Source organism: Monashia sp. HAY1-5C (assembly GCF_056755255.1).
Window position 1 is genome coordinate 17,295 of the sequence record NZ_JBPGXG010000016.1, and the last position, 13,444, is coordinate 30,738.

The window sequence follows — 13,444 nt, forward strand, 5'->3', positions numbered from 1 at the left end:
GCGTGCCGCCTCGCACCCCTCGTGGGGCACCGTGCGGCGGCCCGTGCGAGCGTAGCTCAATGGTAGAGCGCCAGCTTCCCAAGCTGGATACGCGGGTTCGATTCCCGTCGCTCGCTCCAGCACGAAGCCGCAGGTCAGGACACATGTCCGGGCCTGCGGCTTCGTCGTGCACCCGCCGCGAGAACAGCTCACCGGGCGACGACCCGTGGGGAGGTGGTCTCCTTCCCGGGGACCTCCGTGGGGACCTACGAAAGCACCGCCGCGAGCCCGGCGATCCCCGAGCGGGGACTGGACAGCACCGGGACGGACAGGGCGCCCGGATCGACAGTGGCGACCACCCGCGCCATGGACGCCTGTGCGAGCACGACCACGTCCACGCGCAGTGCCAGATCCATGAGGGCCTCGATGATGAGCTCGTCGTGCCTTCCTGCATCACCGGACCTCATCGCCGCGAAGGCCCCCTCTATCAGGACGGGCGTGACCTCCACGTCCTTCTCGAGGTCGTGGGCGCAGCGTCGCAGGAGCTCGACCGTAGGGTTGAGCGTCGATGCGACCGTAGCCAGCACACCTATTCGCCGACCACTCTCGACAGCGGCCGACGCCATCGGCTGGTCGATGCGCAGGACCGGTACATCGACCAGTCTCGAGGCGATCTCCACCGCAGGACCGATCGAGGAACACGTGGCAAGGACGGCCACGGCACCGCTGTCCGCGGCCGACAGGACGTGGTCCACGACCCGGCGGTTCACCGACTGGGTGAGCCCCCCGGCCGCGATCGCATCCTCCAGCAAGGACTCGTCCACGATGTTGGAGACCTTCACGTCCTCGGGCAGTCCCTTGGCCAGATCCTGGAAGACCGGCACCAGTCCGGCCACCGTGTGAACCAGGACAACACGACGCATCACGCTCGTTCCTCCTCCTGCAGTCGATCACGTACTGGCCCGGTCGCCGAGGTGGCGCTGCGGGCGGGCGTGATCGCTTCACAACCTGCTGTGCGGCCTGCTACCAGGGTGGTGAGCTGGGCGCTGGTCAACGGTCTGGTGGGCTGGTCACGCAGCATCAGCCAGAGCCGAGCTGTCTCCTCGATCTCCTCCGCCGCATCGGCCGCGGAGAGGAGGTCGTCGGCGGCCACGACGGAGCCGTGGTTGGCGAGCAGCATCGCGTGGTGCTCGCGAGCCATCTCCTCCACCGCGACGCTCAGCGACGGGTCTCCGGGCGCGAAGTACGGCACCAGCGGCAGGCTCCCCACGCGCATCGCGAAGTAGGCGGTCAGCGGTGGGACCGCAGACCGTTCGTCGATGTCGGCCAGGCACGAGACGGCGACGGCGTGGGTGCTGTGGAGGTGCACGACCCCTCGGGCGGCCGGACGGGCGCGGTAGAGCGCGGCATGCATACCGGCCTCCTTGGAGGGCAGAGCGCCCCTGATGGGACGACCCTCCATGTCGATGATCGCGAGCCCGTGCGGGTCCAGGGACCCCAGGCTGGCACCGGTGGGCGTCACGACGACCTCGTCGCCGACCCGGCAGCTGAGGTTCCCGGTACGCCCGGGAGTCAGGCCACGGGCGAAGATCGACGCCCCGAGCTCGGCGATGCCCTCGGCTGCGGCGAGCGTCCCTTCTCCACGAGGCCTCATGTGGCGGCCTCCACGAGCAGTCGGCTCGAGCCGAAGTTGCCGGACTTGAGCAGGAGCCGGATGGGACGGCGCCCTTCGGTCGTGCACCAGGGAACCCCTGGTTCGTGCTCGTCCTCGACCAGCACCTGCCGGATGCCGAGGGCGGAGACGACGGCCCCGGACGTCTCCCCGCCGGCGACGACGAACCGGCGGGTGCCGTCAGCGGCGGCGTGCACGGCCAAGGCACCCAGCACGTGTTCCAGGTGCTCGGCCGTACGGGATCCCATGGCTGCAACCGCTTCCGCACGTTCGTCGGGTGTCGCCGACGCGTAGACGAGTCGCGGTCGGTCGGCGGGTTGCGCCTGCAGCCAGGCCAGCGCCTCCTGGAGCATCTGCGCCGGACGGGGCGTTCGCACCGGGTCGAGCCGGTAGGTGGGAAAGGCGGCTCTGGCCTCCGTGACCTGGGCGAGGGTCGCGGCGGAGCAGCTGCCGGCCAGGACGAGCGTGCCTCCTGCGGAGGGGTCCTCGTCGGGGGTCCGGTCGGCCTCCGGCCCCGTGCCCGGAGCCGGAGGCGTGGCGCCCGGGGCCGGAGTCGTGATGCCCGGAGGCTCCACCCCCGAGTGGAGCCGGGCGTGGACGGCCTCCGCCCACGCCTCGGCCAGCCCGGCTCCCCCGGTCAGGAGCGCGCGACCCTGCATCGCGGAGACGACGGCCCTGAGGTCGTCGGCACTGAGCGCGTCCGTGACGACATGGCGAACACCAGATCCCGCGAGGCGGTCAGCCGCCTCTCGGACCGACGAGCGTCCCGAGGCGACCTCTGGCCAGCTCACCAGGCCGACCCGACCCGTCGTCTGTCGAGCCAGGAACCGGACCAGGTCTGCATCGGCCATGGGGGTCAGCGGGTGCTGACGCATCGGTGACTCTGACAGCAGCCGGTCGCCCACGAACAGATGTCCCTGGTAGACCGTGCGACCGTGAACCGGCGACGCGGGGCAGATCACGGACGTCTGCATCCCGGTGAGCTGGAGCAGGAGGTCGGTGATCGGGCCGATGTTGCCCTCTGGGGTGGAGTCGAAGGTGGAGCAGTACTTGTAGTAGAAGCGCTGAACCCCTTGGCTCGCCAGCCAGTCGAACGCAGTGGCGACGTCCTTGGACGCCACCTCGACAGGAGCCGTGCGAATCTTCATGGCGACGACGGCTGCATCGCACGGAGGCAGGTTCTGACCCGGGGTGGGGGTTCCGAACACCAGCGCGACGCGCAGCCCGGCCCGACGCAGCCCAGCGGCGACGTCGGTGCCTCCCGTGTAGTCGTCGGCGATGCACCCGATCTCGGTCATCAGACAGCCGTCCTTACTCGCAGACTCATGGGAAGGAACCCGCGGTGGGTGCGGGCTGCGCACCCGGGATGGGGCGTGGGAGAGCCGGGCTCGGTCACTGCACGCTCCACTGACCGATGGACAGGACTGCGAACCCGGGGTCCTCGGGACCGGAGCTGAGATATCGCAGCCGTGCCTCCACCGCCTTCACCTCACTGTCGAAGATCCCGCGCAGGTCACCATTGACCGTCAACGTCCACACCTTCATTCGTCGGCACCGTCCTCGGCGGCGGGGTGGCGTCAGATCCCGAGCATCGTGTTGAGCTCGTCCAGGGACTTCACCACCGTGAGGTTGTAGCCGGGCGGGATCGGGTCGTTGCCGCGGTCGAGGAGCACGAGGTTGCGGAAGCCCATGTCGTGCATCGGCAGCGGGTCGTAGCGGGTGTGCGAGGACACGTGGACGAAGTCCTCGGGCTTGGCGTCGAGCTGGTCGAGCATGTACTCGAACGCGGCGTACCGGGGCTTGTAGTAGCCGGCCTGCTCGGCGGTGAAGACGGCGTGGAAGGGCGCCTCCAGCCGCGGCACGCTCTCCTCGAGGAAGGAGTTGTCGGCGTTGGACAGGATGACGAGCTTGTAGTGCTCGGCCATCTTCTTCAGCGGCTCGACGACGTCGGGGTGCGGGCCCCAGCTGCGGACGCCGTCGGCGAACCGCTTGCCCGCGGTCGGGTCGGACTGGATCCCCCACTTGCGGCAGACCCGGTCGTAGGAGTTCTGCAGCACCTGCTCGTAGGGGTAGTACGCGTCGTTCACTGCGTCGAAGCGGTAGCCGCGGAACTCGGCGACGAACTGGTCCCACTGCTCCTCGGGGATCTGGTCGCCGACCAGCTCCTTGGTGATGGGGTTCATCGGCCAGCTGATCAGCGTGCCGTAGCAGTCGAACGAGACGTACTTCGGCCGGAAGGTCGGGTCGCTCATCAAGGGTCCTCTCAGGGTCGGTGGTTCGGTGACGGGCCCGTCCGGCCCGTCGGCTGATGTGTCATGTCATCGCCGGGCGCGATCGTCCCTCTGCCCGCCCGGCGTCAGCCCTGGGAACCTCCCGTGGGCGTCTCGACCTCCCGGGCATCCGTGGGATCACGCACGGCCCGGACCGCTGGCTGCGTGCACGCTCGTACCGGTCCGTCCCCGGCCCCCGCGATGCGGCGGCTGGTGGGCATGTCATCCATGGAACACGGTGACCACTGGTGCGGTCCAAGACTCATTTGCAGGCTGACCGATAGGCGCTCTCTATCGCTCGGCGCACGGGTGCCGGGGGTCGAGCCACCGCAGGCCCAGTACGGGTCGACGGTCCGCGCTGCGCACCGCGGGAGCTCCCGGGCGCTGCTTTCGATAGCTTCTGGCTATCGATATGCTGCGGTCGGCCCGCCCGCAACCGATGGCACGAGAGCGGCACAGGGGCAGAGTGGGCACGAGCGGGCAGGAGACGCGCTGAGGCGCGGAAAGGGGCACCATGGACGTCCGGCAGCTCCGCCAGTTCCTTGCCGTGGTCGACCACGGAACCGTCCATCGGGCAGCCGAGCACCTGTTCGTGGCGCAGCCGTCTGTCACGCAGACGATCCGCCGGCTCGAGGCCGAGCTGAGCACGGAGCTGTTCATCCGTCAGGGACGAGGTCTGGTGCTCAGCCCCTCCGGGGTGGCGCTCGTGGGTCCGGCGCGTGAGGTGGTCCGTGCGATCGACGTGGCCCGGGAGACGGTGGCTGCCGTCGACGGCCTGCGCGGTGGCCGGTTGAGGATCGCCTCGATGCCGTCCCAGGTGGTCAGCCCGCTGACGGGACTCGTGGCCTCGTTCGTGGAACGGTACCCGGGCGTAGGGGTCGCCGTCGGTGCGGCACCCCGGTCCGACGACGTGCGGGAGGCCTTGCGACGCGGGGCCGCCGAGGTCGGTGTGGTCGCCACGAGCGGCCCGGCGGACGCCCTGAGCGACCTCGACCGGTTGCCCCTGGAGACCCAGTCGTTCGTCCTGGTCGCACGCGACGACGCGAACCTGCCGGCAGGCAACGACGATCTCAGCATGAGCGACCTGCGCGGCCTGCCGTTGGTGGCAGGTCAGCCGGGCACGGGGATGCGGCGAGTCGCCGACGCGATCGTCGCCGCCACCGACTGTCGGATCGTGGTGGAGATCGAGCACCGCGAGGGACTCCTGCCCCTCGTTCTGAGCGGGGTCGGCGCGGCCGTGGTCGCCGACTCATGGCGCCCACTGGCCGATGCCGTCGGCCTGCAGGTCCGACGCCTGGCGGTCGACGACAGGCTCGACGTCGCGCTGGTGTGGCAGCGCAACCGACTCAGCCCCGCGGCCGGGGCCTTCGTGGCGCTGGCCGAGGCGGCCGGAGCGACCCCGGACACGGACTGACGAGCACCGTCACCGGTCAGCCCGCGCAGGCGCGCAGCGCCGCTCACCCGTCGGTGGGCGACACCACGAGGCAGTAGACCTTCCGGATCGTCTCGGTGACGTCCCAGCGACCCGACCATCCCCTCGGGAACGTGACCACGTGCCCGGAGGAGATCTCCGTCTTCTCGCCCGTGCTGTCGTCGGTGATCGTGGCGCGCCCAGCGACGATGTAGCACGTCTCGGTGTTCTCGCGGTTCACGATGGGCCAGCCGCCGGGCGCGGCCTCCCACACGCCGACCCTGACGTCGTCCGACGAGTCGAAGGCGGTCCAGGCGATCTGGGGGTCACCGCTGTCGGCCCCTTCGCGCTGGCCCCTGGGCTCCAGCGGAGCGGTCACGGCGGTGGGGGGCTGGTGGTACAGGCTGGGCATGGGTGTCCTCTCGTGGGGTCAGCAGGGCAAGGCGCGGTTGGTGAACGGCTGGGACCGGCTAGTGGCCCGGTGGCAGGAACGGCGCAACGAGCCGTACGCGCTTCGCCGGTTTCCCGGTGCGCTCCTCGTACGCGTCAGCGGACGCGAGGGTCCTGTGGATGGCCATCGAGGCGATGAACCGCAGAGGTTCGGGCTCCCAGTTCCGGGTGTGGTGGCCGACCCAGGGAAGCGACGTCAGGTCTGTGCTGTGGCCCAGGATCAGGTCGCGCATCGTCCGGCCGGAGATGTTGGAGGCGGTCACGCCGTGACCACCGAACGCACCGACGAATCCCATTCCCGTGGTGCGGTCGAACGTCGTTCGCATGCACCAGTCGCGGGGAACCGCCAGGGAGCCGCCCCAGTGGTGGGTGATCCGAGCCTGCGCCACAGCGGGAAATGCCTCGTGCAGGGTCTGGACCAAGCGCTCGTAGACGCGGGCGTTCTGCTCGTTCTCCGGGGAAACGGGCTTGGTCAGTCGGTACGGCGCTCCTCGGCCGCCGACCACGATCCGACCGTCGACCGTCCGCTGGGCGTAGTAGAACAGGTGCCCGATGTCGGAGTACCCGATGCCGTCCCGCCACGCGAGCTCGTCCCAGGTCTCCTGCGGGAGCGGCTCGGTGGCGATGAGCAAGGAGTACAGGGGCAGGAAGCTGCGTCGCTGGCCTCGCTCACGGATCGTGTAGGACTCCGTCGCCCGGACCACGACGTCGGCCGAGATCCGTCCGTTGCGGCACCGGACCACCTTGGGGCCCAGGTGTTCTGCTGGGCTCTGCTCGTAGATCTTGACGCCCAGCCGCTCACAGGCCTCCGCCAGTCCGCGTGCCAGCCGTGCCGGGTCCACTCGAGCACAGTGCGGCGTGTAGGACGCACCGAGTAGACCTTGGGGCCCGTGGAGGAACTCGGAGCACTCGTCGGCGGTGACGAACCTGATGTCCTCGGGACCGAGACCCGAACGGTGCTTCGCCTCGATCCGGGCGCGCACCCGCTGCAGCTGCGGTTCGGTGGTCGCCACGGTGAGCGCCCCCGCCTTGTTGTAGCCGCAGTCGATGCCTTCGGCCGACACGACGCGGCCGATCTCGTCGATCCCGTGCAGGACCTCGCGCTCGGCACGATGGACGCTGTCCCAACCGCTGCGTCGTGCGTAGCGCGCGCCGCTGCCGGCGATCCCGGACGAGACGAAGCCGCCGTTGCGACCGGCAGCGCCGAACCCGGCGATCTCGGCCTCGACCACGGTGACCCGCAGCGACGGGTCGGCCTTCTTGAGGTAGTACGCCGTCCACAGGCCGCCGAAGCCGGCCCCCACGATCGCGACGTCACAGGTGTGGTCGCCCGCCAGCTGCTCTCTCGGCGTCAGACCCTGGACCACCCCGTCGAGCCACAGGCTCCGCGCCCACGGGTTGCCGGGCGCCGGTGGAGGAGCCGGCGCACCTCCTGGCCTCTTCGGGGTCTCGACTCGCACCACGACTACACCTTTCCTGCTCGGGCCACGGCCGGGGCCGGGCAAGGGCACCGGCCCCCATCGCTCGCGGTGACGAGCGCGACGGGGTGGCTGCTCGGCATGTCATCCATGGAACACGGTGTCGGCTGCGACCGTCCAAGACGGATTTGCAGGCTGACCGATAGGTCGGCTCTATCGGTCGACGCACCGCCCCAGTAGCCACCCCCCTCATCCCGGTCGGCGCACCGCGTCCGCGGGTACGCGTCAGGAAGACAGACCCGGGGCCGGGGCCCGTGCCCCGCGCCGGACGCATGCGTGAGGAGGCCGGCCATGGACGACGCGTCGCGGCACGACGAGGCGGAGCGGAAGTACGACATCGACCCCGGTGCCGACCTGCCCGACCTGCTCGCCGTCGACGGCGTCGCCGCCGTGTCGGCGCCCGTCAAGCACGACCTCGAGGCCGTCTACTTCGACACCGAGGGCTTCGACCTGCTCCGCCACGCGGTCACGCTGCGGGTCCGCCGAGGCGGGGACGACGACGGGTGGACGCTGAAGCTGCCCGACACCGACGCGGCCGACACGCGCGTGGAGGTCACGATGCCGGCACCGTCGCACGGCGTGGCCGACACGCCGCCGCAGGAGCTCGTCGACCGGCTGCGGGGTCTGCTCCGCGGCCGCGCCCTGCAGCCGGTGGCCCGGATCCGCAGCCGCCGGCTCGAGCGCACCCTCGTGGCCCCGGACGGTACGCGGCTCGCGTCGCTCACCGACGACCACGTGACCGCCGAGCCGCTCGACCGCACCGGTGGCACCTCGACCCCTCCCGAGGAGTGGCGTGAGGCCGAGGTGGAGCTCCTCGACGGCACGGCCGAGACGCTCGACGCCATCGAGGACGCTCTCCGCGGAGCCGGCGTGGAGCGGTCGACGAGCCGGTCCAAGCTGGCACGGACGCTCGCCGGCCGCGTCCCCCCATCCTTGGCCGACACCGCCATGGGCGCGGAAGGCTTGAGCCGCGAGGAGGTCGCAGCGGGCCCGGTCGGTGCCGTGCTGAGTGCCCACCTCGCAAGGCACCTGCAGGACCTCTACCGGCACGACCGCGGGCTGCGCCGCTCCGAGCAGGAGTCCGTCCACCGGATGCGCATCGCCGCCCGCCGCCTCCGAGCCGCGCTGACCACCTACCGCCCTCTCCTCAGGCCCGACGCCGTCGACCCCCTGCGCGAGGAGCTCCGGTGGCTCGGGCAGGTCCTCGGACCCGCCCGCGACGCCCACGTCCTGCGCACCCACCTCGAGGAAGCCGTCGCGGCGCAGCCGGCCGACCTCGTCCTCGGGCCGGTGGTGTCACGCCTGGTGGGCGAGCTCGGTGCCGCCGAGCAGGCCGGCCTCACCGCGGCACGCGAGGCGCTCGACAGCGACCGGTACCTCCGGCTCCTCGATGCGCTCGACTCCCTCGTCGACAGCCCGCCCCTGGCGGCGGGGTCCGAGGACGTCACGGCGGGCGACGCCGTGCCCCGGTTGCTGGCCCGGGACGCCAAGCGTGTGCGCAAGGCGGCGAGCCGGCTGCGCCCGGCGGAGGAGGCCGAACCTGCCGACGAGTCCGCTCAGGGCCGGGGTGCGGGCGAGGTCGCGGGGCACGAAGGGGACGACCACGACGCGGCTCTCCACGAGGTGCGCAAGAAGGCCAAGCGGCTGCGCTACGCCGCCGAGAGCGCGGTACCCGTGGTCGGCAAGCGGGGCCGCAGGCTTGCCAAGCGGGCCAAGCGGGTCCAGTCCGCTCTCGGAGAGCACCAGGACGCCGTCGTCGCGCGCGCGGTGCTGCGCGACCTCGGCGTGCGCGCCCACCTCGCGGGCGAGAACGGCTTCACCTTCGGCCGGCTCCACGCCCTGGAGGAACGACGCGCCGACCGAGCCGAGGACCAGTTCGGGAAGGCGTGGGACCGATTGCACCTCAAGCGGATTCGTCGACGTCTTCGCTGAGGAGGCGTTCTCGGTGGCATCCGGACGGCGCCGTACCGTCGGATCCGACCACCGTCAGCGGACGCGCCCCGCCCGCCAGTGGGAGGCACATGAAGAAGACGAGGTGGCCCGGTCGGAGGTGCGACGTGGCGGTGCGCATCATCTTGAGCCCCCGTTCCTGTCCGTGGTCCTGCCGGACTGCCCCACCGGCGGACAGGACTCGGCGCCCGGCAGGTCGCCCGGGAGGAAATGCGGTGGCCGTCTCCGGTCCCGGCGGCGCACCATGGTCGACGCCTCGCGCGGTCGGACGCCGGGCGTCGTGTCGTCGTGAGCGGGTGAGCCCGCGGAGGGGTAGGTGGCCACCATGGCCTGTTCAGCGGACCGGTTCCACCGCTGAGCCCTCCCGACCCACCTGCCGCAGACCCGCGCCACGAAGGAACCATCGTGAAACCCCTGTCCGAGAACGACATCCGCACCTCCCTGGTCAACTGCTCGCGTCGAGAGGCCAGGCAGGCGCCCGTGCCGCACCGCCTGGAGTCGATGACCGCCGAGGAGTGGGACGCCCTCGACTACCTCGGCTGGACCGACCGCGGCAGTCCCCAGCGCGCATATGCCGTCGTCCCGGTCGACGACGAGCCGATCGGCTTCGTGCTCCGGGCGGCCGGCCGGAAGGGGGGCCGCACCGCCATGTGCGCGTGGTGCGAGGACGTCTTCGCCACGAGCGACGTGTCGCTCTTCGTGGCTCGACGGAGCGGTGCCGCCGGCCGCGAGGGCAACAGCCTGGGCACCCTCGTGCACGCCGACTTCAGCTGCTCGGCGCACGTGCGCCGGCCGCCGAACGCGCTCGAGGGCGGCCTCGACCCCCACGCCCTGGTGCAGCGACGCGTCGAGGAGCTGCGGGCTCGGTCCACGGCGTTCGCGCGCCGGGTCCGGCACGGCTGACCCAACCCGCCGCCCGGAGCGGCGGGTTGGACGCCCGGGGACGGTGTCGGCTACGGTGGGCGACGCCTCGCAGGTGTAGTTCAGTAGCAGAACAGCCTTCTTCCAGAAGGAAGACGCACGTGCAATTCGTGCCGCCTGCTCCAGTGGCGAAGGGCCCGGTCTCGTGACCGGGCCCTTCGTGCGTCCCTAGCGGCTCAGCGCACGCCCACAGGCTCGGGCCGCGGCGTCCCGCTGCCCGACGCCTCCGACGAGCCGGACGCGTCCGGACCGCCGACGGTGTCGCCCTCCTCGCGGATGCCGAAGCGGGAGTACACGCGAGCGAGCGGGCCCGGCAGCCACCAGTTGGCGTCACCGAGCAGCCGCATCGTCGCGGGTACCACCACCATCCGCACGAGCAGCGCGTCGAGGACGATCGCGACGATCATCGCGACACCGATGAGCTTGATGAAGATGATCGACGACGCCGAGAAGAACGCGATGACGACGAGGATGAGCAGCGCCGCGGAGGTGATGATCCGCCCCGTGCGCTGCATGCCCGCCGCGACCGCCGCACGGTTGTCGCCGATGCGGTCGTACTGCTCGCGGATGCGCGAGAGGAGGAACACCTCGTAGTCCATCGACAGGCCGAAGACCAGCGTCATGACGAGGATGGGCTGGGTGGCCTCGACGAAGCCGCTGGACTCGAAGCCCAGCCACGAGGAGAGGTGCCCCTCCTGGAACACCCACGTGACGACCCCGAGCGTGGCCGCGAGCGTCACGACGTTGAGCAGGATGGCCTTGAGCGGCATGAGGAGCGAGCCGAACGCGAGGAAGAGCAGCAGGAACGTGGCGCCGGCGACGACGAGCCCCATGAGCGGCAGGGTGGAGCCGATGGAGTCCAGCCGGTCGATGAGCTGGGCCGTCGGTCCGGTGACGAGCGCCTGCCGGACGCCGTCGGCGTGCAGTCCCCGCACGCCGGCGACGACGTCCTTGGCCTGCTGGTCGAGCGACTCGCCGCGGTAGGTGACGGCAACGGCCGCGAGGTCACCGTCCGCGCCGACGACCTGCGTGCGGGTGACGCCCTCGAGGGCGCGGAGGTCGGTGAGGTACCCGTCGAGCGTCGCCCTGCCCTGTGCCGACGCGACCGGCGCGTCGAGCGTCGCGGCGACGACGACGGGACTGGTCGTGGCGACGCCGAACTCCTGCGCGAGCACCTGGCTCACCTGGCGGGCCTCGGCGTCGGCCGGTAGGACCCGTTCGTCCACGCCGCCGAACCGGACGCCGAGGAAGGGTGCTGCGAGGACGGCGAGCACCGCCAGCCCCGACGCGAGGAAGGCGACAGGACGCCGCATGACCAGCTCGGCGAGCCGCGACCAGAAGCCCGTGCCTCGCTCGACCCGGTGGGGACGCAGCGACCAGCGGTCGACGCGCGTGCCGAGCATCGCGAGCACCGCCGGCAGCACGAGGACTGCAGCGGCGGCGGCGATGAGGACGGCCGCGATGCCGCCGATGCCCATCGAGCGCAGGAACGTCTGCGGGATCAGGAGCAGGCCGGAGAGGGCGACCGCGACCGTGGCTGCCGACACCGCCACGGTTCGTCCTGCGGTGGAGACGGTCCGACGGGTGGCCTCGATGCGGTCGTGGCCGGCTGCGAGCTCCTCGCGGAACCGCCCGACCATGAGCAGGCCGTAGTCGATGGCCAGCCCGAGGCCGAGGATCGTGACGAGGTTGACCGCGAAGATGCTGACGTCGGTGAACGCGGTGACGACGCGGATCGCCGCGAACGCCCCGACGATGGACAGCCCGCCGACGAGAAGGGGCAGCGACGCGGCGACGACGCTGCCGAAGATGACGACGAGCAACAGGAGCAGGATCGGCATCGAGAGCGACTCGGCACGCCCGATGTCGGCAGCGACGCGGTGGGAGATGTCGAGGTTCGCGCCGGCGGGACCGCCGAGGCGGACGTCATAGCCGGCGTCGGTCAGCCTCGACCGGAGCGTGTCCACGGCCGCGGCGTCCTCGGTCAGGGCCTGGGGGTCGCGCAGCGTCACGGCGGCGTAGGTCGTGTGGCCGCCCCCGGCGACGAACGCGTCGCTGCCGGTGCTCCAGTACGTGTGCGTGCTGACGACGTCCTGCGTCGGCAGCGCGGCCAGGGCGGTGTCGACGGCGGCGCGGTAGGCGGGGTCCGCGACGGTACGCCGTGGGTTGTCGAGGAGGACGACGAGATCGGGTGACGTGCGGGCGATGCGCGACTGCAGGAGCGTGGCGGCGCGGCCGCTCTCGCTGGCGGGGTCGTCGAAGCCGCCGTTGGTCAGGGAGCCGAAGACGCCGAGGCCGAAGGCACCGGCGGCGACGGCGAGGACCATGGTGAGGGCGACGACGACGCGGCGACCGTCGGTGACGACGCGGCCCAAGGTCTGGAACATGGTTATCTCCGATGACTATGGCTCTGAGTAGTGAACGTTGTTAACGGATGCGATCAACTATAGTTCTCCTGTGCCGGACGTCGTCAAGACCGAGTCCACCCGCCGTGAGCGGCTGTTCGCAGCCACCCAGGCCGAGCTGAGCGAGGCAGCCCGCGAGCTGCTCGTCCAGGGCGGCGTCGAGGCGGTCACCGTGCGCGCCGTCGCCGAGCGGGTCGGCATGACGGCCCCGGCGATCTACCGCTACTTCGAGTCGCGCGAGGCGCTGCTCGCGCGCGTCTGCGTCGACCTCTACAGCCAGCTGGGCGCCCACCTCTACGCGGTCCGCGACGAGAAGCAGGGGGCGAGCGCCGCCGACCGGCTCGCCCACACGGCCCGAGCGTTCCGACGCTGGGCCCTCGACCACGTGCCCGAGTTCTCGCTCCTCTTCGGCGCCCCCATCCCCGGCGTCGTCGTCGACCACGAGGACAAGCACGGTGCCGCCGACGGCGGCCAGAGCTTCGCCCTCGTGTGGCTCGAGGTCTTCGCCGAGATCGAGCGCGAGGGCCACGGCATCCGGTGGAGCCGCCCGATCCCCGAGCGGATCCGCGCCCAGCTGGACGAGTTCTCCCACGGAGCCGGGCTGCCCATCGACACCAACGCGGCGATGCTCTACGTCTACTGCTGGCAGAGTCTCTACGGCGCCGTCGCCACGGAGGCGTTCGGTCACCTGCGGTGGGCCGTCGACGACGCCGAGGAGTTCTTCGAGGGACGCCTGGCCGAGCTTCTCGTCCTCCTCGGCCTCGCGGGTCGCGAGGAGGCGGGCGCGCCCTGACCGACGCCCCGTCGGGCGCGCCTCCCCTTGCGTTCATTACCGGTCGGTAGCATGATGGAAGTGACCGGCCAGTAACTTGGTGGCGCCCGCCGATGGGCGCTTCGCCACCGGGTGG

Annotated in this window: 12 protein-coding genes and 2 tRNA genes; 6 read left to right on the forward strand and 8 right to left on the reverse strand. The window is 71.3% G+C overall.

All coding sequences use genetic code 11. The features are described 5' to 3' along the window. The first annotated feature begins 45 nt into the window (after window positions 1-45). Window positions 46-119, forward strand: a tRNA-Gly gene (locus tag ACR9ZK_RS04260). Between the two features lie 126 nt (window positions 120-245). Here ACR9ZK_RS04260 and ACR9ZK_RS04265 read toward each other — a convergent pair. From ACR9ZK_RS04265 to ACR9ZK_RS04285, 5 genes are all read right to left on the reverse strand, one after another. Further along, complete coding sequence (locus ACR9ZK_RS04265) at window positions 246-875, reverse strand: aspartate/glutamate racemase family protein (protein WP_481340634.1); 630 nt, start codon at window positions 873-875, stop codon at window positions 246-248. 26 nt (window positions 876-901) lie between these two features. Further along, entirely contained in the window at window positions 902-1,633 is a 732-nt protein-coding gene (otnC, locus tag ACR9ZK_RS04270; protein ID WP_481340635.1) for a 3-oxo-tetronate 4-phosphate decarboxylase, read from the reverse strand. Next, on the reverse strand, window positions 1,630-2,949 hold the full coding sequence (locus tag ACR9ZK_RS04275; protein ID WP_481340637.1) for a four-carbon acid sugar kinase family protein: 1,320 nt from the start codon (window positions 2,947-2,949) through the stop codon (window positions 1,630-1,632). Before ACR9ZK_RS04275 ends, otnC begins: the two co-directional genes overlap by 4 nt. Window positions 2,950-3,043: 94 nt before the next feature. Next, window positions 3,044-3,181, reverse strand: a complete 138-nt coding sequence (locus tag ACR9ZK_RS04280; RefSeq protein ID WP_481340638.1) for a hypothetical protein — start codon at window positions 3,179-3,181, stop codon at window positions 3,044-3,046. A gap of 47 nt (window positions 3,182-3,228) precedes the next feature. Continuing rightward, window positions 3,229-3,903: a haloacid dehalogenase type II gene (locus ACR9ZK_RS04285; RefSeq protein ID WP_481340639.1), complete on the reverse strand. Its 675-nt coding sequence runs from the start codon at window positions 3,901-3,903 to the stop codon at window positions 3,229-3,231. A 532-nt stretch (window positions 3,904-4,435) separates the two neighbouring features. On the opposite strand from ACR9ZK_RS04285, the gene ACR9ZK_RS04290 reads away from it, so the two are divergent. Then, window positions 4,436-5,335 carry a LysR family transcriptional regulator gene (locus ACR9ZK_RS04290; RefSeq protein ID WP_481340640.1) on the forward strand — a complete coding sequence of 300 codons (900 nt, stop codon included), beginning with the start codon at window positions 4,436-4,438 and terminating at the stop codon, window positions 5,333-5,335. A gap of 43 nt (window positions 5,336-5,378) precedes the next feature. Here ACR9ZK_RS04290 and ACR9ZK_RS04295 read toward each other — a convergent pair whose 3' ends face one another. Then, window positions 5,379-5,744, reverse strand: a complete 366-nt coding sequence (locus ACR9ZK_RS04295) for a cupin domain-containing protein (RefSeq protein WP_481340642.1) — start codon at window positions 5,742-5,744, stop codon at window positions 5,379-5,381. Between the two features lie 58 nt (window positions 5,745-5,802). Continuing rightward, complete coding sequence (locus ACR9ZK_RS04300; protein WP_481340643.1) at window positions 5,803-7,242, reverse strand: NAD(P)/FAD-dependent oxidoreductase; 1,440 nt, start codon at window positions 7,240-7,242, stop codon at window positions 5,803-5,805. Window positions 7,243-7,551: 309 nt separating this feature from the next. On the opposite strand from ACR9ZK_RS04300, the gene ACR9ZK_RS04305 reads away from it, so the two are divergent. From ACR9ZK_RS04305 to ACR9ZK_RS04315, 3 genes are all read left to right on the forward strand, one after another. Next, window positions 7,552-9,192: a CYTH and CHAD domain-containing protein gene (locus ACR9ZK_RS04305; RefSeq protein WP_481340644.1), complete on the forward strand. Its 1,641-nt coding sequence runs from the start codon at window positions 7,552-7,554 to the stop codon at window positions 9,190-9,192. 423 nt (window positions 9,193-9,615) lie between these two features. Continuing rightward, window positions 9,616-10,113: an FBP domain-containing protein gene (locus tag ACR9ZK_RS04310; RefSeq protein WP_481340645.1), complete on the forward strand. Its 498-nt coding sequence runs from the start codon at window positions 9,616-9,618 to the stop codon at window positions 10,111-10,113. A gap of 69 nt (window positions 10,114-10,182) precedes the next feature. Then, window positions 10,183-10,256 (forward strand) — tRNA-Gly (locus ACR9ZK_RS04315). Window positions 10,257-10,307: 51 nt separating this feature from the next. Here ACR9ZK_RS04315 and ACR9ZK_RS04320 read toward each other — a convergent pair. Further along, on the reverse strand, window positions 10,308-12,518 hold the full coding sequence (locus tag ACR9ZK_RS04320; RefSeq protein ID WP_481340646.1) for an MMPL family transporter: 2,211 nt from the start codon (window positions 12,516-12,518) through the stop codon (window positions 10,308-10,310). Between the two features lie 70 nt (window positions 12,519-12,588). Here ACR9ZK_RS04320 and ACR9ZK_RS04325 point away from each other — a divergent pair, with 70 nt between their 5' ends. Then, a complete protein-coding gene (locus tag ACR9ZK_RS04325; protein WP_481340647.1) occupies window positions 12,589-13,329 on the forward strand; it encodes a TetR/AcrR family transcriptional regulator in 741 nt (246 codons plus the stop codon). Window positions 13,330-13,444: the final 115 nt, after the last annotated feature.